17 protein-coding genes and 1 tRNA gene are annotated in these 21,829 nt (G+C 38.0%); 12 read left to right on the top strand and 6 right to left on the bottom strand.

Features of this window, described 5'->3' with window-relative positions; translation table 11 throughout:
* Positions 1-243: 243 nt before the first annotated feature.
* Positions 244-1,521, top strand: coding sequence for a serine hydrolase (locus tag I8751_RS27480; RefSeq protein ID WP_214442255.1), 1,278 nt, complete (start codon positions 244-246; stop codon positions 1,519-1,521).
* 117 nt (positions 1,522-1,638) lie between these two features.
* On the opposite strand, the gene I8751_RS27475 is transcribed toward I8751_RS27480, so the two are convergent.
* Positions 1,639-1,968, bottom strand: a complete 330-nt coding sequence (locus I8751_RS27475; protein WP_214442254.1) for a hypothetical protein — start codon at positions 1,966-1,968, stop codon at positions 1,639-1,641.
* Positions 1,969-2,317: 349 nt separating this feature from the next.
* On the opposite strand from I8751_RS27475, the gene I8751_RS27470 reads away from it, so the two are divergent.
* The 8 genes from I8751_RS27470 to gltX all read left to right on the top strand — a co-directional run bounded on the left by I8751_RS27470 (position 2,318) and on the right by gltX (position 12,507).
* A complete protein-coding gene (locus I8751_RS27470) occupies positions 2,318-3,802 on the top strand; it encodes a TM0106 family RecB-like putative nuclease (RefSeq protein WP_214442253.1) in 1,485 nt (494 codons plus the stop codon).
* A 96-nt stretch (positions 3,803-3,898) separates the two neighbouring features.
* A complete protein-coding gene (locus I8751_RS27465; RefSeq protein WP_214442252.1) occupies positions 3,899-5,161 on the top strand; it encodes an NAD(P)/FAD-dependent oxidoreductase in 1,263 nt (420 codons plus the stop codon).
* Positions 5,162-5,246: 85 nt separating this feature from the next.
* Positions 5,247-5,798: a DoxX family protein gene (locus I8751_RS27460; RefSeq protein ID WP_214442251.1), complete on the top strand. Its 552-nt coding sequence runs from the start codon at positions 5,247-5,249 to the stop codon at positions 5,796-5,798.
* 177 nt (positions 5,799-5,975) lie between these two features.
* Positions 5,976-7,157 (top strand): esterase-like activity of phytase family protein, encoded by a 1,182-nt coding sequence (locus I8751_RS27455; RefSeq protein ID WP_214442250.1) that lies wholly within the window; start codon positions 5,976-5,978, stop codon positions 7,155-7,157.
* A 414-nt stretch (positions 7,158-7,571) separates the two neighbouring features.
* The gene (locus tag I8751_RS27450; RefSeq protein ID WP_214442249.1) at positions 7,572-9,149 is read left to right on the top strand and encodes a serine/threonine protein kinase; all 1,578 of its coding nucleotides are present in this window, start codon (positions 7,572-7,574) and stop codon (positions 9,147-9,149) included.
* A gap of 70 nt (positions 9,150-9,219) precedes the next feature.
* Positions 9,220-10,746: a serine/threonine protein kinase gene (locus tag I8751_RS27445; protein ID WP_214442248.1), complete on the top strand. Its 1,527-nt coding sequence runs from the start codon at positions 9,220-9,222 to the stop codon at positions 10,744-10,746.
* Between the two features lie 97 nt (positions 10,747-10,843).
* Positions 10,844-10,917, top strand: a tRNA-Asp gene (locus I8751_RS27440).
* 138 nt (positions 10,918-11,055) lie between these two features.
* A complete protein-coding gene (gene gltX, locus I8751_RS27435) occupies positions 11,056-12,507 on the top strand; it encodes a glutamate--tRNA ligase (protein WP_214442247.1) in 1,452 nt (483 codons plus the stop codon).
* Positions 12,508-12,590: 83 nt separating this feature from the next.
* Here the strand turns inward: gltX and I8751_RS27430 are convergent, their stop codons facing one another.
* The 3 genes from I8751_RS27430 to I8751_RS27420 form a co-directional block, all read right to left on the bottom strand.
* A complete protein-coding gene (locus I8751_RS27430; protein WP_214442246.1) occupies positions 12,591-14,129 on the bottom strand; it encodes a flavin-containing monooxygenase in 1,539 nt (512 codons plus the stop codon).
* Between the two features lie 16 nt (positions 14,130-14,145).
* The gene (locus tag I8751_RS27425; protein ID WP_214442245.1) at positions 14,146-15,822 is read right to left on the bottom strand and encodes a tryptophan halogenase family protein; all 1,677 of its coding nucleotides are present in this window, start codon (positions 15,820-15,822) and stop codon (positions 14,146-14,148) included.
* Positions 15,823-15,883: 61 nt separating this feature from the next.
* Entirely contained in the window at positions 15,884-16,597 is a 714-nt protein-coding gene (locus I8751_RS27420; protein ID WP_214442244.1) for a hypothetical protein, read from the bottom strand.
* 1,086 nt (positions 16,598-17,683) lie between these two features.
* Here I8751_RS27420 and I8751_RS27415 point away from each other — a divergent pair.
* From I8751_RS27415 to I8751_RS27405, 3 genes are all read left to right on the top strand, one after another.
* Positions 17,684-18,343: a general stress protein gene (locus I8751_RS27415; protein WP_214442243.1), complete on the top strand. Its 660-nt coding sequence runs from the start codon at positions 17,684-17,686 to the stop codon at positions 18,341-18,343.
* An 813-nt stretch (positions 18,344-19,156) separates the two neighbouring features.
* Entirely contained in the window at positions 19,157-19,366 is a 210-nt protein-coding gene (locus tag I8751_RS27410; protein WP_214442242.1) for a hypothetical protein, read from the top strand.
* Between the two features lie 294 nt (positions 19,367-19,660).
* Positions 19,661-20,728 (top strand): hemolysin family protein, encoded by a 1,068-nt coding sequence (locus tag I8751_RS27405; protein ID WP_214442241.1) that lies wholly within the window; start codon positions 19,661-19,663, stop codon positions 20,726-20,728.
* Between the two features lie 74 nt (positions 20,729-20,802).
* Here I8751_RS27405 and I8751_RS29925 read toward each other — a convergent pair whose 3' ends face one another.
* Positions 20,803-21,006, bottom strand: coding sequence for a hypothetical protein (locus tag I8751_RS29925; RefSeq protein WP_225894455.1), 204 nt, complete (start codon positions 21,004-21,006; stop codon positions 20,803-20,805).
* Between the two features lies 1 nt (position 21,007).
* Positions 21,008-21,808, bottom strand: coding sequence for a sodium:calcium antiporter (locus I8751_RS27400; protein ID WP_225894454.1), 801 nt, complete (start codon positions 21,806-21,808; stop codon positions 21,008-21,010).
* Between the last annotated feature and the right edge of the window lie 21 nt (positions 21,809-21,829).

Here is a 21,829-nt window from a genome sequence, read left to right as displayed (position 1 = left end):
TCCACGGACTCGTAGATAGTCTTTAATACAAGAATACCTTTCAGTTAAGCCAAAAAACCTCATGTAGAGACGCGATAAATCGCGTCTGATAAGACTTTTTCAGCCAAAGCGCGGAACTATTCTGTAGTCTTAGTGTCTTGAGTAAAGATTAGCAAAAATTATCATGAAGTTTTTTCCGGATCAAACGGTAAACCCTGAGAAATTTATGCCAGTAAATTCTGCTCTCACATAGAAATAATACGGATGAGATTACGCTTTTTTCTGCTCAGCGTCATCAGCATTGTGCTGCTTGCTTCCCCAGCCAAAGCATCGCGCTTAGAATCTTGGTATTTTGACACCGCCCAAAACCAACTCAATATCACTACAGAATCGGGAGTTAAACCAAAAGCATTTTTAATTAATAACCCGACACGACTTGTGATTGACCTGCCAAAAACCGAACTCGCCGGAAATACAGTTCGTCAAAGTTTTGGCTCAGCAGTTCGAGAAATTCGCATTGGCAAAGTTGACTCTGACACAACTAGATTAGTGGTTGAATTAGCACCAGGGTATACAGTTTCTCCCGAAAAATTACTCATTAAAGGTGACTCTTCTTCTCACTGGATAGTGAATTTCACATCATTTGAGCGCAATGACAATAAGGTTTCGCTTTCTAGCGAAGAAAAAATTCCCGTTCAAATAGGTGATGTTTCGCCCTTTGCAGGAGTTGTTCCTTTAGGCACAGAAATATCACAAATTAGCTCTCAAGTTAAAGCATTGATGAATCGCTATAGTTCCTTAGATCCAGGAATGTTTTTCTTAGATTTAGATACAGGTAACTATTTAGATTTTAATGGAGAAAAAGCATTCCCTGCTGCTAGCACAATTAAGTTTCCCGTTTTAGTTGCTCTGTTTCAAGAAGTAGATGCAGGGAGAATCAAGCTGAATGAAACTTTGGTAATGCGGCGCGATTTAATGACTGGAGGTTCAGGAGTAATGCAGTATAAAAAGGCTGGAACTAAGTTTAGTCTTTTGGAAACTGCTACCAAAATGATTACCATCAGCGACAATACCGCCACCAACATGATTATTCATCGTTTAGGTGGTAAGGCTAAGTTAAATCAGCGTTTCCGGAGCTTAGGATTACAAAATACTGTGATTCGTAACCTACTGGGCGACTTCAAAGGTACTAACACAACTAGTGCTAAAGACTTGGTAAGGTTGTCAGCTTTAGTTGTGAATAATCAAGCGCTGACTAATTCTAGCCGTACCCAAGTATTAAATCTCATGCGTCGTGTTGAAAATAGAAGTTTATTGCCTTCTGGTCTTGGTAAAGGTGCAGTAATTGCCCATAAAACCGGAACACTAGGAGTTATTCTAGGAGACGCAGGTATTATTGAAATGCCATCTGGTAAACGTTACTTAGCAGGAATTTTGGTGAGAAGACCTTTCGGCGACTCAAAAGCCAGAGATTTTGTGAGTCAAGTCTCCCGAATCGTATATGGCTACCTCAATCAAGGGAAAGTAGCTGGCCAGCCTTAATTATTTAATTGGAACTGAGACAATTTTTTGGTGTGAGGTATTAGTGTAATACAGTTTAATTAAGCTAAAAGCCTCATGTAGAGACGCGATAAATCGCGTCTGATAAGATTCCTGTGATTATTGAGCTTTGGGAATTAAATCTTCATTCGATTCTATAAATAATTCCCACAAACCTACTGTACCAACGAAAAAAGTATAAATACCATATTGAATTGGAGCCTTATTTTTGGAAGATGCATACACAGTTGCAATAATTCCCTCAATTAAATGAGCCACAAGAGCAAAACGTCCTATCCAGAAAATAAAATTAAGATTGCTCGGCATATTTTGGTTATTTAAAGCAGCGTAAATATTCCCTAATTCCCATCCAAGGGCACTGATTATTAGAATTGTAGAGATCAATTTGATCACACTCAAAACTTTTTTCTTGATCTGCTTTAAACTCATAGTTTTTTGTATCTAAAACGAAGTAGCATCCCTAATATTACCAACTATCAAAAGTTTTCAGTTCATTCAAGGAGGAACCACTGCGCTACACGGATTCATGGCTGGTATCAAAGGTTTTGAATTATTCACCCTTGTCGCATCAAGGCTACCATGTATGCACAAATGAGCTAATCACCTCAAATTCTGCCAGATTTGCGATGCGTCAGAACTAATGTTCAACGCTACGCTAACACCACGCCGCTGGCTCCCCTAGCAGATTAAAGCTAATGTGGGTTAGATACCTCTTATTTTGTGATCTTTATTTGCTGGACTACTCCCAGAGAGTGCTAATTCTTGCTAGCTTAAAGGAATGTTAATAAATGCCGAACACCTACTGCAATATCAACGCTGTAAACGCCGACCTTTTTTAGATATTCACGGTGAAAAAAGTCAGCGTAATGCACCCAACGAATTATTGCTCAAACTGCAACAAGACAAAAAGGCCCATCGTTTGGGAATTTTGGCAACTCTAACCTGTCAAAAACCAGATTACCCACGGGGTAACTGGGAAGCAGGGCAAGCAGCCACTTTAGAATTGATGCACCAGGGAGTGGAGTACATCCATCAAGGAGTGCTGTTAGTCAATAACAACGAATTAGTAGATGAGGTCAGTTATGAAGGCTATACTCTCCTTAGCCGCCCAGATTTACTTGTAAAACAGCCAGGACAGTCCTGCTTTGGAGATTGGATGTACGTTCCAGCGAATATCGAACTGGGTAAGCGTCCCAAGCAGGAATATCAAGTTGTCATCGCATTTCACGCCCAAGTTTTGGCGACAGTGCAGGGAGTTACACCCCAGACAGCTTGGTTGTTATTGCGTAATAAAAACACTGATTATGCTGTGGATTTAACGAAATGGATACCACAGATGCAACATATTTTGGAGGAGTTTATTCAAGTTGTAGAATCACCAGATCCACCAGAGGTGTTTATCTCTCGCCAAAAATGTAATCTTTGTCATTGGTACAATGAATGTTATGCGATCGCTCAATCACAAAAGCATCTCTCGTTGTTACCAGGAGTGACACCTGTCCGCTACACTCAACTTCAAACTATTGCCATTAATACACTAGAATCTCTAGCTAATACTAATCCCATTATTCTAGAAAATCTCCCTGGTTTCGATGCCCAAGTAGCGCCCAAGTTGGTAGTACAAGCTCAATCTGCATTGCAAAGACGACCTTTGATCTTACCCAGTCCACTACCAACAGAGAATATTACATTTACGGCTCCTGTGGAGCTTTATTTTGATATTGAGGCACAGCCAGACTTAGATTTAAATTATCTTTTAGGAGTGTTGGTTGTTGATAGACAAACTAATACTGAACAGTTTTATTCTTTTTTAGCTGAAAATTTAGCAGAAGAAGAATTAGTCTGGCAGCAATTTCTAGATTTGGTTTGGCAATATCCCGAAGCGCCAATTTACCATTTCTGTGTCTACGAATTTGATACAGTCAAACGACTAGCGAAACTTTATCATACCCCATATTCTTCAGTGCGCCCTGTACTGAATCGATTTGTCGATGTATATGAACAATTAACTCAGAGTGTAGCATTACCTGTAGAAAGCTATGCCCTCAAAGCGATCGCTCGTTGGTTAGGGTTTGAGTGGCGCGATCAAGAAGCGAATGGTGCTAAGTGTATTTATTGGTATGACCAATGGTTAACAACAGGCGATCGCACCTTATTAGAACTCATCCAACGCTACAACGAAGACGATTGCCGCGCCACTTACAATGTCAAAGATTGGCTTGTCAACTTTATTCAAGATGAATATAATTGGCGACTGGCTTAAGTAATTTCACAACCAAGATAGTGGCAAAAATTAGGCAATTAGTATAAAAATTTAATTAAGAAATATTACCCAGCTAGATAACCCAGGAGAGGACAAATGAAAAGTCCCCGCGTTGTGATTGTCGGCGCTGGATTTGGTGGATTGCAAGCTGCCCAATCTTTAGCTAATTCGGGAGCAGATGTATTATTAATTGATCGCAATAATTATCACACTTTTGTACCACTGCTATATCAAGTTGCTACAGCTCAATTGGAACCTGAGCATATTGCTTACCCTATTCGTAAAATTTTACGGCGATTCTCCTGGAAACGGCCTAACCAAAAGCCTAAACTGCGGTTTTTGATGGCTGAGGTGGAACGAATTGATTTTTCAGCACAGGTCGTTGAGAGCGATAATTGTGCGATCGCCTATGACTTTTTAGTGCTGGCGACTGGAAGCCAAACGCAATTTTTGGAGGTTCCTGGAGCAGCAACTTATGCCTTTCCTATGAGAACCTTAGAAGAGGCAGTAACATTACGAAACCAAATTATTGCTTGTTTGGAACAAGCTGTCCAGGCATCTGATCCATTACAACGTCAACAACTGCTGACATTTACAATTGTCGGTGGTGGCCCAACAGGTGTGGAAATGGCGGGTGCTTTGGTTGAAATGCTGCGAGGAAAATTGCGTTGGGATTATCCCACATTAGATTTGAGGCAAGTAAGACTGATTTTAGTGCAATCAGGCGATCGCTTATTGACTGATTTACCAAAGAAATTGGGAATCTACACCCATAAGCGATTACGTCAATTGGGAGTACAAATTTACCTGCAAACCAAAGTCAGCCAAGTCACTCCAGAATCTGTACATTTTCAAAATAATCAGGTGGTTCCCAGTGCAACCGTCATTTGGACAGCAGGATTAGAAGCCAACTCTCCCGAAATATCTGAGGATTTATCCAGCGCTAAAAAAGGAAAATTACTCGTTCAGCCCACTCTGCAATTATTAGAACAACACAATGTTTATGTCATTGGGGATCTCGCCTACGTTGAAAACAACGGTAAACCATTAAATGGAGTTGCGCCAGAAGCATTACAGCAGGGTGTGGCTGTAGCAAGCAATATTAAACGGCAAATTCGAGGAAAAGCACCCCAGCCCTTTAATTATTTCAATAAAGGCAGATTAGCGATTATTGGCTGCTACTCTGGTGTCGGTAAAATTGGCGTATTTGCGTTTACAGGCTTTTTAGCTTGGTTGATGTGGCTAGGAGTTCATTTAGTTTATCTTCCTGGTTGGCGTAGTCGCTTGCTAGTATTACTCACTTGGCTTTATACCTATTTATTAGGCGATCGCGCTGTCCGCTTGATTCTGCCTCGTTAATTGTGCTAATACCAAATTTTCTCCCATAGCCGTGTGAATTTCAATTCCAGCAATTACAATCAATCACATATTTGGAGTTATAGCAATGACCGAAAATAAAACCTACATTGGTCTTAAACAGAAAGATATTGCGATCGCTTATTTGTTACTACGAATTCTCATTGGTGTAAATTACTTTAATCATGGATTCACTCGCATTTTCAACATCCCAGGATTTGTAGAAGATACGGTTAAACAACTGGAAAATTCTTATTTCCCAGAGTTTCTCGTTAGAATTAATTCCTATTTGGTTCCCCCTGTTGAATTAATTGTGGGTGTATCGATTACAGTAGGGTTGGCAACTCGCAGTGCCCTTGTTGCTACATTTATCCTGATGATCATCTTAAAGATGGGTGTGACATCAGTACAAAACTGGGGTGCAGCTACTTCTATGCTGAGTTATGGCATTGTACTGTTTATTTTACTCGCTGCGAACAGCTTCAATATCTACTCAATAGATCATTTGATCAACAAGAGACAAACCTCTACAAACTCTCAAACAACTCATGAACAAGGTATAAACAACTTTTTCATCAACAAATTTTGGAAAAAACGTCGACGGCAGCATCGTTTACCCACTCATACTAGTTTCAGGTAAATCAATATTTATCAGGTGCATTGCTCTAATACCAATTCTCTATGAAGATGCATAGAATATTAAACGAACCGCCAAGTACGCCAAGAATAGAGAGTTACTCATTTAGTGCAGCTTCACATTAAATTGGTATAACGCATCTGATAATTGATTATTCTTTTAAATAGCGAAATATAATTAATGAAGTTAATTAAAAAGATTTTGAAATTTCCTAAAATTATTTATTTTATTATTTTTGTAATTGTAATTATTAGTCTTTTTCTGGTTAATTTATCTACAAGCGCCGTTGAGATTAGTGGGATAGACTTTATCGGACAAGCCACTTTGCCAAAAGGATTATCTTTCCAGAAAACAGAAGTTGGGGGCTTATCTGGAATTACCTACGATGCAAAAAATGATCTTTATTATGCTATTTCCGATGAGCGTGGGCAAAAAGCTAATATCCGTTTCTATACTCTGAAAATCGACTTGAGCAAAGGTTCTCTAAAAAATGGTGGCGTTGTGCCAGTAGGTGTCACTACACTTCTAAACGATAATGGTCAAATTTTTGCTCCTGGTAGCAGTGATACAGAAGGTATTGCTTTAACTAATAAGGATACTGTTTTTATTTCTTCTGAAGGTAATGTTGGACAATTAATTAATCCTTTTATTAAAGAGTTCTCTCTTGCTGCTGGTAGAGTAATGACAACACTACCCGTCCCAAACAAATTTTTGCCAGATCAAAATAGTCAGCAGGGCATTCGCAATAATTTAGCGTTTGAAAGCCTGACTATTACGCCAGATAATAAGCATCTATTTACCGCTACCGAAAATGCTCTCATTCAAGATGGCCCAGCAGCTAAAGCTAATCTTGGTAGTCCTTGCCGGATTTTGCAATACAACCTGCTTACTAATCAGTCTGAAAAAGAATTTCTGTACCAAACCGAACCAGTTGCACCACTATTTAATCTAACTGGTAGGTTCGCTAGTGGATTACCTGATTTACTAGCTTTGGATAATCAAGGACACTTCCTTAGTATTGAGCGATCTTTTACTGGCTTAGGATTTGCTGTTTCCTTGTTTCAGGTTTCCTTAGAAGGATCTGATGATATTCAAGATATCAATAGCCTTTTAGCAGTTGATTTTCAGAACATCAAACCAGTCAAGAAAAAATTACTGTTAGATCTCAGAACCCTAGACGTTGCACTAGATAACATTGAAGGTTTGACCTTTGGTTCTAAGTTACCTAATGGACAGCGCTCATTAATCCTCATCAGCGATGATAATTTCAATTCCCTACAACGCACCCAAATTTTGGCTTTTCAACTTCAAATTGAAGCTCCAATTATTAGATTATTCCGCCGTTTAATTCCTAAATTTTAGCGATAGATTGACATATTTATTGTTGAACTTTTTAAAATTTTTGACAAATCCAATTAACTCCTACACAAGCAAAATTTAACTTTATAGATTAATACAAAATTAGCAGTTTCAGAATATGCACAGACATGCCTTGCCGCTATTACTAGTTAGTACGTGGATTTACTGCTGTATTTGATTAAGGAAATTCAGCCTATTTATGGATTCAGTGAATTTTCTCATACATTTTGCTTAAGTAATATGTTACATAAATATTTAAGGAGTTTTTCAGAATGTTTTGAATTAAGTTTATGCAGAATTAATTTTTATCTTCTTTGTTTTTTTAAATTTTTATTGTATCCAATAAAGAATTACATAAAATTATCAAGCTTTTGTCTAGATGTTTATAAAATATTTGATAGCGTAAAATTTTCAAATATGCTAAAGCCAAAAATAGAATTAGATGTTTATATTGGAAAATTTTTAAACAATCGCTATTTAATAAAAGATTTAATTGGCAAAGGAGGAATGGGTAGGGTTTACCTAGCAGAAGATGCAGCTAAAGGTGGTACATTAGTTGCAATAAAAATTCTGTTGCTGAGTTTGGGAACTCAGCAAATATCCCAACGCTTTGCTAGAGAAATTTTTATTGGCGCTCAATTGGGACGTAAAAGTAAAAATATTGTTCGGGTGTTAAGTTACGGCGTGACAGATGACAAAACTCCCTTTTATGTCATGGAGTATCTCCAAGGAAAAAATTTAAAGCAAATTCTCAAAATTCAGCCATTAGCGACATCAAAATTTTTGGATATTTGTCAGCAAATTTGTTTAGGTTTACAGTGCGCCCATCAAGGGATTAGTCTCAAAGGAGAGATTTATCCGATTGTGCATCGGGATATTAAACCGGAAAATATATTCATGATTGAAGATGCCAAACAAGGCGAGATTGTGAAAATTCTCGATTTTGGCATTGCCAAGTTTTTAACAGAACGCAGTGGCATGACGCTGACTGATTCTTTTATTGGTAGTTTACCTTATTGTTCTCCCGAACACATGGAAGGACGTAAACTACTGGATGTACGTTCCGATATTTATAGTTTGGGAGTACTGATGTTTGAAATGCTTACAGGGAAACATCCATTTCAAACACAAAGTAACTCTTTTGGCACTTGGTATCAAGCTCATCGTTTTCAAACTCCACCAACATTTGAGGAAGTTAATTCTCAAATCCAAGTACCGCAGGAATTGCAAAAGTTAGTGATGAATTGTCTAGCGAAAGAAGTCAGCGATCGCCCGCAAAACATCAGCCAAATTTTAGAAAAATTAGAGCAGGTTAAGCATCAGCTTAATGATCACAACTGGCAAACTTCATCCCCGGTGCAATTAGTACCTCTAACTTCAGTATCAGAAAAAGAGTGTTTGCAAAAAACCTGGCCCAAAAATAAACCAATTGCTCCTATTGGTTTTCCCCATTTATTACATACCACTCAAGGCACAATAGCAACTATTTGGGCAATGCTACCCCAAGAAGAGATTAGCAAATTTTTAAATAAAACTCATGGCACGGAATTTATTGCCAAAATGAATATTTACCCAATGTTATTGTGGGTAACAGTGCTATATGATGCCCAATTTTCCCTCACACGTTGGTTATCTTATTTTTTAGATATCAAAGACCATAGAGGACAAAAAATAGTTCGGGCTTTAGCAGATACAGGCTACTATCATTTACTATTTTTTGCCTTAGAAGAACCAACTCGTTGTGCCCATGTTATGACTTTAACTTTCACAGCTAGCCAGCGCCAACAACTTGCAGATTATTTAGCTACAAATCAAAAATCAAATGAATTAATTTCACCCGATCAAGCCAAAAATATTCTGAAAGCAGAGTATGAGAAAGTGAAGCTAGAAATTAGACAAAATTTGGCAGCCAATCCGCACATAGCAAAAGCTGGTTTTAAACAGTGGGTATCTAAATTGTTTGAGAAATTTTTACAAATTTTAGCACGTAATTAAAGTAAAAATTAATTAGTTAATTTATTCAAAATTATTAATTTTTAACGCGGCAACAATAGAGGTTGTAAAAGTGAATCAAAGTGCATTTGTGTCACCACACAGGAAGGAATTGCTGGCTAATCGTTATCAACTTAAGCAGTTGATTGGGAGGGGTGGCATGGGTGAAGTGTTTTTAGCAGAGGATGTTTTATTAGGGGGTACACCAGTTGCCGTTAAATTTCTTTCCCAGACTTTTGTCAATCCCAAAATCCAACAAGATTTTGCCCGTGAAGCACGTACTAGCGCAGCTTTGAGTCAAAAAAGCTTACATATTGTGCGGGCGTATGACTACGGTGTAAGTGCAGAAGGTAAACCATTTTATGTAATGGAATATCTCAACGGTAGGAGTTTAAAAGATTTAATTCCTATACCTTTGTCCAGGTTTTCAATTTTAGCGCGCCAGATTTGTTTAGGTTTGCAGTGTGCCCATCAAGGTATTAATATTGATGGCAAAATTTTTCCTCTAGTTCATCGAGATATTAAGCCAGCTAATATATTAGTTGTTCCCGATCCCATATTAGGTCAATTAGTCAAAATTCTCGATTTTGGAATTGCTAAATTTCTTAATCATGCAGCTACAAATAGTACTAATAAAGGATTTAATGGAACTTTACCATACTCTTCTCCTGAACAATTAGAAGGGGGAGAATTAGATAGTCGTTCTGATATTTACAGCTTAGGCGTACTGATGTTTGAGATGCTCACAGGTGTCAAACCTTGGAAGCCAGAAACAGATTTATTCGGTGCTTGGTATAAAGCACATCACTTTGAAGCACCCAGAGCGATCGCAGAGGTTAATTCTCAACTCAGACTCCCTCAACAGATCAATGATTTAATTATGGGTTGTCTGGCAAAAGTGCCCAGCGATCGCCCCCAAAATATGACGGCAATCTTACAAGTATTAAACAGTTTAGAAAAGTCTAATTGTCCCATTTTACCTACAAATTTGTCTTCCAGAACTGCGCCTACTATTCCCTTGGGTTCTGGATTACTTTTAGCAATCGAAAAAAATTGTGGGCGATTTGTTTGGCCTCAAAATAAACCCATTCAAGAAATTGTTTTTCCTCAGCTTATAGACACTCCGCAAGGAACTGTAGCAGCACTATGGCTGATGTTGCCTAAACAAGAAATTCAAAAACGTATCCTTTCTAAGCGTCACAACCAATTTATATTTATTACATCCCCCCACCCGATGCTGTTGTGGGTAACAGTCCTCTACAATCAAGAATTAGGCCCTAGATGGCTACCTTGTTACTTAGATATGCAATATCCTTCAAATCATCAGTTAGTGCATTCATTGGCAGAAAATGAACGCTACCCCTTGATTTGTTTTACCCTAGAAGCACCCCATTCTTGTACCAATGTTCTCAGCAGTTATGTTGATCCAACTCAGCGGCAAATGTTGCAAGTCTGGCTAGAACAAAGTAAACACCTACCACCTTCTTCTCAACCCCAGTTGGGTAAACACTTATTAAAACAGCAGTATAAACAAATGCAATCTCGGATACTACGGTACTTGGCACCAACACCCCACGTTGTAGTATCAAGCTCAACCTGAAATGTTACATTTTTTAGCGTATGCGAAAAAAATAAAAACTTTTAAAATACTTGACAAGTAAGAAAAAAATAGGCATAATGACAAAGTTGCCAACTAAGGGACTGTAGTTCAATTGGTTAGAGCACCGCCCTGTCACGGCGGAAGTTGCGGGTTCGAGCCCCGTCAGTCCCGTTCAAAGTCTTAATAGAGTTAAGCATTAAGACTTTAATGACTTAATAAAGGTTTATTAGAGTCCGTAGTTTTTTAACTCGATATTTAAAGCTTGTTATAAGCTACATTTATCATGCTTTGCGAAAGAGAGAATCAACTGTGACTGTTAGAGTCCGTATTGCACCCAGCCCAACTGGTAATTTACATATTGGTACAGCCAGAACTGCTGTATTTAACTGGTTATTTGCCCGCCACCACGGTGGAACATTTATTCTGCGAATTGAAGACACAGACCTAGAGCGATCGCGCCCTGAATATACTGAAAATATCCTTACAGGTTTGCGCTGGCTAGGTTTAAACTGGGATGAAGGGCCATTTTTCCAATCTCAACGCCTAGATTTATATAAAACAGCAGTTGAAAAACTCCTAGAACAAGGATTAGCCTATCGCTGCTACACCACTTCTGAAGAACTAGAAGCGTTGCGAGAAACCCAAAAAGCTAAAGGGGAAGCTCCCCGTTATGATAACCGTCACCGCGACCTGACCCCAGAACAAGAAGCAGCTTATCAAGCCGCAGGACGTAGCTTCGTGATTCGCTTCAAAATTGCAGATGAACGAGAAATCGTCTGGAATGATTTGGTGCGGGGTAGTATGAGCTGGCGAGGCAGTGATTTGGGTGGTGATATGGTCATTGCTCGCGCCTCAGAAGATGGCATTGGTCAACCACTATACAACTTTGTGGTTGTGGTGGATGACATAGATATGCAAATCACCCATGTCATCCGGGGAGAAGATCACATAGCCAATACTGCCAAGCAAATTCTGTTATATGAAGCTTTAGGGGCAAAAATACCAGAATTTGCCCACACACCCTTAATTTTGAACATGGAAGGGCGCAAACTTTCTAAGCGGGATGGAGTCACTTCCATTTCTGACTTTCAGCAAATGGGCTTTACTGCTGAAGGTTTGGTAAATTATATGACTCTATTGGGTTGGTCGCCTCCAGACTCTACTCAAGAAATATTTACTTTAGAAACAGCAGCTAAAGAGTTTACCTTTGAGCGTGTCAATAAAGCAGGCGCAAAATTTGACTGGGCAAAGCTGGATTGGTTAAATAGTCAGTATCTCCACAATCTGCCGACGGATAAACTGACAGATTTACTCATACCTTATTGGGAAGCAGCTGGATATCAATTTGATAAAGGACGAGAGCGTCCTTGGTTAGAGGAGTTAGTAACTTTAATAAGCCAAAGTTTGACTCGTTTGGTAGATGCTGTAGCTATGAGTCAACTGTTTTTCATCGATACAGTGGAATTTAGCGAAGAAGCCAGCCAACAACTAAAACAAGAAGGTTCTAATGCTGCTCTGCAAGCAATTCTCACAGCTTTAGAAAATCAGCCGCAACTATCGGAAGCGATCGCTCAAGACATAATTAAACAAGTGGTAAAAGAGCAAAAAGTTAAAAAGGGCTTAGTTATGCGATCACTCAGAGCCGCTTTAACTGGAGATGTTCATGGCCCAGACCTCATCCAATCTTGGTTACTCCTAAATCAGATTGATTTAGATAAGTTGCGTTTGACTAGGGCAATAACATTTAGCGGTAGAATTTGAAAGCTATAAATCTTATACAACAACCACTTTAGCTTGACAGACTGCTACTGATGTGTTTAAGCAAGGATTCCTTGAAATAGGTATTAATCAACAACAGTTGTTGTTAAGATGCTACCTATTTCAGAATCATTGACAGATGAAGACCTTTTTGCCTGCAATTGTTGCCGAATATTTTTGTAAGCAGATGGATTTACTGGCTTCATAACTTGTACAAGTTTCTGCCAGCCTTTGGTGTGACTTTTCACCCTCATATCTTGTATTAACTGTTCGAGGTGATGAAAGTTAAATGGAGATATGCATCCTCCATTACCTCGACCTTGAGACCACTGAGTTTGCCACCAGTGAAATTCTGTCTCCATATCCTCAATCATTTTAAAGCGTGAAGGTATAGCTAGATTGCCTTTAGCATACTCCGCTAACCACCAGACCCCAACTTCAGACGTTAACTGGGAAAAAAAACTAGAGTTATAACCGACAAAACCTAGCTGAGGAATATCAGGGTGAATAAGATTGCGGTAGAGATGAAAGTAACCTTGATCATCGATTAGCATTTGACGATACTTTTCTTCAAGAAAGGGAACGTCTTGGCGAAATCCTGTGCCAAAAATGACTATATCTGCCTGCAATCGCTCACCACTTGCTAGTTCCACTCCGTCATTGCAAAACCGAGCAATTGTTGTCTTTTTAGATTTTAGTTTGCCAGTGTTCAAGTACTGATAAAAATTATCGGGTGCGATCGCTGTAGAACAATTCACCGATTGGGACATGGGTTGATCAGGCAACATCCCACAAGCATCAAGACCAAGCTGCAAGCGTAATATAATTTGGTTCATCTGCCAGAAAGCCCACACTAAGGGCTTCCCGATAGTATGCAATACTAATTCTATGCCTTGAAGTTGACGGTAAGGCAACCAAGCCTCTCCAAAGCGGCTCAAAAGAATGTACTTTAGATTGACTAAACCGAGGAAAAACTTAGGAACTTTCCATAAGGCGTGACGAAAGACAAGAGTACATTCTTTGGCTAGAGTAGCAGCAGAGGTGGCTATATCAGTTGCAGATCTGCCGAAGCCGACAACGATTACCCGCTTACCTTTGAATTGGGAAATGTCGTTCAACTCGGTGGAATGTAGTACCTGTCCTCCAGATGCGATAAAATCTTCCTTACCGGGCAATACTGGCACTTTTGGGATATTAAATAGACCGTTGCATACCAGGACGAAATCAAACTCGTGTTGCTTTGGTCTATTGGCATCCTGGGAATTGACGCTAACTACCCATTTTGCTTGTATGTCAGTCTTCCTCTCAACTTGAATGACTTCTGTTTGGAATTGAATCTTCTCTAAAATGCCAAAGTTCTGCGCGTAAGACTCCAAGTAATTTCTTACCTGCTCCGCTGTGGGCCACTCCAGATAGGACGCAGGCATGGGATAATCAGAAAAAGCATAAGTATCACGAGGGCTTTGAGTGGTCAGCCCTGTGTAAGTTCGAGACTTCTCCCATACACCACCAAGTCCTTTCTGTTTCTCGAATACAGTTACTTCGTAACCTTCTTCAGTAAAGGTCTTAGCTGCGACTAAACCACTAATACCAGCCCCAATGATACAAATATGCTGAATTTTCATATCGATATGTAAAGGTTTAATACACTACTGTTGGCAGAGATTCTTTTGAGGCAGTTAAGTTATTTTCATTGGAATACGAGGAAACCAAGTTATTTTCATGAAGATACTCTGACTGTTCTTGAGACTTTATCACATGAGTCAAATATTCATACTGTGAGGGCAAAGTAGCACTTAGATAATTAGCTTTTTCTTGAATTGCCATAAATGCGGCTCTGGCATTTTGATCTTCGATATGCTCTAGAACAGGTAAGCTGCTTTCTGGCATATAATTTAAACCCAGCAACATAACTGAATAAGAGTAAGATTCAAAACCGTGAAATTTCGGATTAATACTCTTATTATTGGGGAGTCTGTTTTTCCATAATCTTAATTTTTCACGTAAGTTTTCCGGAACTTTGATGTCATGCTTTGTTGCCTTCCAAAATTCTGTATCTGCTCTATCACTGGCACAATAATGGAGAGTCAAGAAGTCTCGTACACCATCTATGCAATCGGCGATAACTTTGTTGTAGCTGTTAATCAGTTCTTCATTGGACGATTTATTGGGAAAATGACTAACTAATTCTTCGATGGCATGTTGAATGAAGAATATCCCGGTAGACTCTAGTGGTTCCACAAATCCACTAGAAAGACCAATTGCGACACAATTTTTCACCCATGAGTTGCGATTGCGTCCAATTCTCATTTTGATATGAGATGCTTTGCAATTATCAGAAGCTTCTCCTAAATGCTCTCGAAACTCTTTTTCAGCATCCTCTTGAGAAACAAATGCACTGGAGTAAACGTACCCTGTGCCACTTCTGCCATACAATGGAATGTTCCAGACCCAACCATTATTTAGTGCAGTTGCTGTTGTGTAAGGGTTAATGCCATCTTTCTGAATATCACTCGGTAGCTGCATGGCGATCGCACTATCGCAAAGTAACGACTCTGCATAAGAAATAAATGGCTCACCGAGAGCTTTATTGATCAACAAACCACGGAAACCAGTACAGTCTATAAAAAGGTCGCCATTGATACTATCATGCTCTTTAGTATTGATGTGATCTATGCTTCCGTCTTCTGCTAACTTTACATCTATCACATCATCAACAATTTGTTTCACGCCCCTACGCATTGCATAATCTTTCATGAATCTTGCCAGCAGATTAGCATCAAAATGATAGGCATAAGGGTACTGAATCTTTAAATTATTCAGAATGTTTTTCTTAGCAATCTGTTGCGAGGAAAATTCATTTTGAACTTTATCATCAAAAACTTGTCCATCCAGATATCTGGGAGATTTCTGATTGTCACATAGCCAGGGTATTAAAAAACAAGCATAATCGAATGCTTCCTGATTTTTTTTGATTTTCAACCACCATTCAGAAATATCAAAGCCATCTATCACTTCATATCTTTGGAAGGGATGATAAAAATGTTGTCTTTTAGCATTCCAATTAACAAACTTAATTCCCATCTTATAGGTAGCATTACACTTTGGCATCCATTCATGTTCTTGTAGACCAAGATAATCAAAGAATACCTTGATGGTACTAAAAGTTGCCTCGCCAACTCCAACTGTTGTGATGTTAGATGATTCAACCAAAGTAATCTGAACATTTTTATCTAAAGCTTTGCTGAGATAAGCAGCAGTCATCCAACCAGCAGAACCACCACCAACAATTACAACATTTTGTACGTGCTTTGACATAGTAAAAGTTACTCCTTAATTATTGAATGAGAAATTTTTTCAAATTAAATAAATGATTGAATTATCCCATTATCAATGGATAATCAATTCTATGGTTTTTGGCATAAACCAAAAGTTCATCGGTAAATTTTGTGAATACTTTAAAGAGCTGCTCGACAGATTTTAAAGCTTCTTTTTGAGTTTCTTCTGGCAGTGTGATGTCTTTAACAAATTGCTCAATGTCTAATGAACTTGTCATGTGCCCAGTTTCTACATCTAGATGAAAATCCGCAAAATATCGGCATTCTTTCTGGGTAATTTCTTTAATTTCTTTACCAATTTTTGCAGCAGTTGAAAACATAACATTGCCTGTAGCTTCAGTTACTTCAATTACTATTAGTTTTTGTAGAGAAGTAGCTTGTAATGTATATTGATAAAGTTGATAATTTAACCAGCGGGCATTCTTAGTTTCTGCACTCCATAAAAATCTTAATGCATCACTAAATTTCATTGATTTATCAATTTCCAAGTTCTTCAAATCTTCCAAAAACCACAACCAATGATGGTCATCTTCATAAGTATGCTTATTAATAAGTGCTTGAAGGGGATCATTTGTTGGTTCGACTCTCAAAAAATACTTATTTAGTTCTCCAAAATTCATAATAAAGGGAGCAGCACATGGTGCCCAAGCTAGTCTTTGCCTGGGGTCTATGCTTTTGTCTTGCATGAAATGAAACAATGGTAATTGAGCAAATTCTTGCTTTTTATTTTCAATTACTGTAAAAATGTCTTGCATATTTAATAAACCTATTTCAAAGGTTAAAATTTTGTCAATAGATGCAGGTTAAGGCAGCAACCAAATTACCAAATAGTCAAGAAGCTTTAAGTGGTAAAGCCAACAACTTACTATTACATCACATTGAATACAGTACACATTTTCTACTTACCTTACTGTTAGTCTGTTTCAAAGTATAATTAATTGTTCAAAGCCTCAAACCGTACCATCATTGTTGTATTTTTTTATTAAAAACGATAACAGTAATTCTCCGTGATTATAAAAGTTTAATTAATACACTTAAATAGACACTGAGTAATATAAAATACATTTTTAAAAGGCGGGTAATTTTTAGTAGAATTGATTACATGAAGTATGTATTTGTTGTTGTCCAAAATCGATTCTAAACAAGTTGACTGTGGCTGTTTATATCTATTAAAGGCTTGTCAGTCTTCATTTGAATTAGTAAAGTTGGCCATTAAAATTATTAACTATCTACAGAAATTCATCTATATTTGATTAAGTACTAGTACTTAATCAAATATAAATTTCGTTCATATATATAAAGTGTATTTATCCTTCGTTCATACTACTGACGAAGCAAAACCTACGAACAAATTATCAGCTACAAAATTTTCTGCTAATAGCAGGTGTAGTTAAATCATTTATGTAAATTAATTAAATATAAATAGTGAACAAATAACATTGTAATTACGGTTGACAAATCAAAAAAATGCAAATAATACTTGCCAGATATGAATTTGAGAAACTGGCCATGTGTTGCGATGTCTACGACAAGCTGCTTTGCGTCTACGCTAAGATTAATTAGATTGATTGAGACTTGGCAGAAAAGTCACCACAAAACGTCAAATAGCGCTATGCCAGTAGTGGGTTGAGAATTTTTATTTATAATGATGCGATCGCTTCTACCGCATGAAAAATAAGACAGTTGCAATTTAGTTGTATTAAACCCCTCTCTTCTGATGGATTGTAAGCTAAACCTATAGATTGATGAATACCTTGATTGCAAGAGAGAAACTGATATTAAGTATCACTGCAAAAATTACTTGATGTATAAACACATTTGTAATTATGCAAGGAGGAAAAATGGCATTTCTACAAAAAAAACGCGCGATTGGGACATTTCCTAGCCGACAGCAAGCGGAAGAAGCGTTGCATGAACTCAGAAACTCAGGTTTCTCGATGGATAAAGTGTCTGTATTAGCTAAAGATACAGACCGCAATGACCAAATTGCTGGGGCTGATGTCAAAGACCGCGGCGACACTGAGGCTCAGGAAGGAGCTGGTATTGGGGCTACGACAGGTACTGTCTTGGGAGGTATCGGTGGCTTACTGGTAGGACTAGAAGCCTTGCTGATTCCAGGTGCAGGGCCTTTTTTAGCAGCAGGTACCATAGCAACTACCTTGGCTGGTGCTGGTATTGGCGCAGCAGCAGGTGGTATAGTAGGCGCTCTAACTGGTTTAGGCATTCCTGAAGAGGAAGCAAAAGGTTATAGTGATCGCGTATCCCAAGGACACTACTTAGTGACCATAGAAGGTTACGAAGAAGAAGTTGAGCGTGCTGCTTCTATTTTGAGCAATCGAGGTATTCTTGGTTGGAGAGTATACGATATCTCTGATAATCCTAGTTCCAGTTCTGATGTTAGTCGTGCTGGTATGCATGCAGATACCGAAAGATATGTCGATAGAAATACCACTGATGGAAATACTGTGGAAATTATTGACAAACGGGATCGCGTCCGCTAAGTCACTCAGTCATTGATTTAATAAAAGTTGGCATTTGTAGTTAAAGATGACACACTAAAAGCACCGTTCATAGAAGCAGTTATTGACTACAATATAGCCTGCGATCGCTCTTTATAATGGCGTGGAGGAAATTGCCCTCCATTTGCCATTTTTGCTTATTGAATTTACATCAAGATTTAAGATTTATTTTAAGTATGCCAGTAGTTAAGTATATCTTTGACCAAAACTTCTTGTATCCAAATTTGGCAAACAATTACTAATGGTACACCTAAAAAACTACCAAAAATATTTGTCTCATTTGCCAAATAATATAAATGGATATAACAAAATAGCTAATAAGCCAATCCATTGCCCAAAACGCACAAAGCTACCTCCAATATTGAATTATTTAAATGTAGATAATTATTTATTTTAAAAGTACTGTTTTACAGTAAAAAATAAAGCCTCTAAGGGACTGATTTTAATTACAAACTTCCAATATAACTCTAGATATATTTTTACAGTTTATTAATAGATGATTAATGTGCTTTGCTAAAGCGGTTATATTGATATATAAACAAAGCCTGCTTATGCGATCGCGCACGGATTGAAGTAAATCGGTGTAACATAAATAATTAAAGGTTTGTGTTTGCCGTAAGTAGCTCTCAGCCCTCTGCTACATCTCCTAAAGACTTGATCTGCTTACTACGAGGCTATTTTACTATTTATCCATCTAAAATTTGATACTACCTACTTAAAATTTGAGACAATTTCAAGATAATATATAAACAAGAAATTTAGTTAATTCCATAAATTCTAATTAGATGTAAAGCTATGATTTCTCAAGATTACGATTCAATTCATGTTGAAGATCACTTGCTTCGACAAATCGAAATTAAAGAAAATCAGCTAAAAATCGCACAAAAGTCTAATATGGTTTATGTAGCAGAAGCTTTAGAGATTCAACTGCTAGAATTACGGTGTCAACTTTCAGAGCCGCAAGACCATGAATTGCAAGCATTGATGAGTTTATTAGACGATTAAACTTTATAAAACTACATTACCCCTATGAGGGTTTTACATTCACTAGTATAGTTTGGCAGAAATAACTATCCAGGATAAAAAGTTGCAAAAGCTTATTATATAAACTTTATTCCCTTCTTTGTACTCTATTAATTTACGTAACGAATAATACATGCAACTACTGACGAAATTTAAATTTTTTGGAAATTGTAACTTACCTCTCTTCAGAAAGAGTCTTATTATTAGTGACTCAAGTATTAATTTAGATGATTATCAGCTAGTATTAAATTTTTATTCTATTTAGAGTAAAATAATATGCTACAGCTTATAACCATCGTAACTTTTGTTCTTTTAGGTTCTGCTATTTGTTCTGGTGCAGAAACAGCCCTATTCTCTGTTTCTACATTGAGAGTCCGACAATTAGCGCAATCAAATCATCCTTCAGCAGTTGCACTTTTGGCAATTCGTGAAAACATGAATCGGCCTATTGCTACTATTGTAATACTCAATAATACCTTCAATATCATTGGTAGTATTCTCACAGGTAGTGTTGCTACTCAAGTACTAGGTTATCAGTGGCTTGGTGTATTTTCAGGGTTATTGACCTTTTTAATTATCATCTTTGGTGAAATTATTCCAAAAACGATTGGAGAGCGTTATTCGGAAAAAATTGCCATACTAGTAGCTCTACCTGTTACAGGGCTATCTATTGCTTTCACACCCTTGGTTTGGATTTTAGAAAATGTTACTGCACCTTTTTCTAAAGGTAAGAAACGACCAACAACGAATGAGGCAGAAATCAAATTGTTGGCAGATATTGGTAAACAAGAAGGAATTATTGAAAGTGATGAGGCAGAAATGATTCAGCGGGTATTTAGATTAAATGATGTGACATCATCTGACCTAATGACACCGCGAATTATGCTCACATCTATAAAAGGTGATTTAACACTTGCGGAAGGTAAAACCGATATTATCACCTCCCAACATACCAGAATTCTTGTAACTGATGACTCTATTGATCAAGTTATCGGATATGCTTTAAAACAGAGTTTATTAACAGCAATGGTTGAGGGAAGTAGTGATCAAAAAGTTACTACTCTGGCTCGAAAAGCTTACTTTGTTCCTGAGAGTATTCGAGCAGATAAACTACTTAAACACTTTATAGAAGCGCGTGAACATCTTGCAGTAGTGGTAGATGAATATGGAAATGTTGCTGGTGTAATTACTTTGGAAGACGTGCTTGAGGTAATAACTGGTGAAATTGTAGATGAGACTGATAGAACCGTGGATTTACAACAGATTGCACGCAAAAAGCGAGAAAAAATGTTGCAGTCCATGAATATTGACAATCAATCTTTAAGTGACAACTCTCACCGCTAATTGCAACTAATGTAGCGGGAGCACCTCAAATTCACATTATGTCTTACTAAATTCTCAATAACAATAACAACAGCTTAGCTGTAGTAAATCATATACATACCGCCTAAATAAAGGATAATCAAAGTCAATCCATCCCAAGTGATGTACATTTTTGAACGACTGACAGCATGATAGATTAGCCCAGCGATCGCAACTGAAGTCATGATCATCGCTACAATAGCAGTAAAAATGTGTACTTGGCTGACATGCAACCAAAGATTATCCTGGAAGTACACCAAATCATAATACCCCAAGAATTGCCAAGTTATAGAGATTTGAGCCAAAAATGTTAGATACTGCCATATCTACAGCATTGAGTCTGATTGCTGCTAGAGAGACTACTACTTCTGGTAGTGAGGTGGCCGCAGCTAGCAAAAGTGCGCCAACAAAACTCTGCCCCAATCCAGTCGCCCTTGCAACTTGGTCGCCCAGAGAAGCCAGCCACACACCTAAAACTACAGTTGCTACTGAAAGTAAGATAAATATTACATAAGCCTGCTTACGTCTGACATGTTGGTATTGAAAAACCTCAGCTTCTTCTTCTAAAATTTCAGCACGTCGTCTAGTCTCAAATTGGGCAATTGTACGGGCGCTCGCCATGTAAAACAAAAGTAGTACCAAACTCGGCAAACCAAACCATCCCACAGTCAGATAAGTACCTGTACGAGCTAAGATAATTCCAGCAGCAGTCACGCCCAACATTGCACAACCTAGGCTAGCTGCCAATCCATGACTAATTTGCGCTCGTTTGAGTAAGGGTTCAGGGCCACTGAGAATATCAAGCAACGCCAGAATGAGCAGATTGAAAAGACAGCTGCCTAAAATGCCGCCTACTGCTAAGTCTGGGGCATTGAACACAACAATTGCACTTACACCTGTTGCTAACTCTGGTAAAGATGTGACACCTGCGAGTAACAGTGTCCCAATCCAGGTACGCCCTAATCCCGTTTTCTCGGCCAAAATATCAGCACTTTTTGACAGCCATGTCCCTACAGCAATTACCAAGATGAAACATACAATAACCTGAACAAAAAGTAGCATGGTTAATTACAAGGGATTACA

Origin of the sequence: Atlanticothrix silvestris CENA357 (assembly GCF_016056295.1) — a bacterium.
GTDB classification, from domain to species: domain Bacteria; phylum Cyanobacteriota; class Cyanobacteriia; order Cyanobacteriales; family Nostocaceae; genus Atlanticothrix; species Atlanticothrix silvestris.
Note: the sequence above shows the minus strand (reverse complement) of the source record. Positions and strands in the feature narration are given on the sequence as shown.

Bases quoted from the DNA above. Each gene is read 5' to 3' on its own strand.
- I8751_RS27400 (WP_225894454.1), bottom strand. From the start codon at position 21,808: ATGCTACTTTTTGTTCAGGTTATTGTATGTTTCATCTTGGTAATTGCT.
- I8751_RS27410 (WP_214442242.1), top strand. From the start codon at position 19,157: ATGATTTCTCAAGATTACGATTCAATTCATGTTGAAGATCACTTGCTT.
- I8751_RS27430 (WP_214442246.1), bottom strand. From the start codon at position 14,129: ATGAAAATTCAGCATATTTGTATCATTGGGGCTGGTATTAGTGGTTTA.
- I8751_RS27425 (WP_214442245.1), bottom strand. From the start codon at position 15,822: ATGTCAAAGCACGTACAAAATGTTGTAATTGTTGGTGGTGGTTCTGCT.
- I8751_RS27480 (WP_214442255.1), top strand. From the start codon at position 244: ATGAGATTACGCTTTTTTCTGCTCAGCGTCATCAGCATTGTGCTGCTT.
- I8751_RS27415 (WP_214442243.1), top strand. From the start codon at position 17,684: ATGGCATTTCTACAAAAAAAACGCGCGATTGGGACATTTCCTAGCCGA.
- I8751_RS27475 (WP_214442254.1), bottom strand. From the start codon at position 1,968: ATGAGTTTAAAGCAGATCAAGAAAAAAGTTTTGAGTGTGATCAAATTG.
- I8751_RS27460 (WP_214442251.1), top strand. From the start codon at position 5,247: ATGACCGAAAATAAAACCTACATTGGTCTTAAACAGAAAGATATTGCG.
- I8751_RS27465 (WP_214442252.1), top strand. From the start codon at position 3,899: ATGAAAAGTCCCCGCGTTGTGATTGTCGGCGCTGGATTTGGTGGATTG.
- I8751_RS27450 (WP_214442249.1), top strand. From the start codon at position 7,572: ATGCTAAAGCCAAAAATAGAATTAGATGTTTATATTGGAAAATTTTTA.
- I8751_RS27420 (WP_214442244.1), bottom strand. From the start codon at position 16,597: ATGCAAGACATTTTTACAGTAATTGAAAATAAAAAGCAAGAATTTGCT.
- I8751_RS27455 (WP_214442250.1), top strand. From the start codon at position 5,976: ATGAAGTTAATTAAAAAGATTTTGAAATTTCCTAAAATTATTTATTTT.
- I8751_RS27405 (WP_214442241.1), top strand. From the start codon at position 19,661: ATGCTACAGCTTATAACCATCGTAACTTTTGTTCTTTTAGGTTCTGCT.
- I8751_RS27470 (WP_214442253.1), top strand. From the start codon at position 2,318: ATGTTAATAAATGCCGAACACCTACTGCAATATCAACGCTGTAAACGC.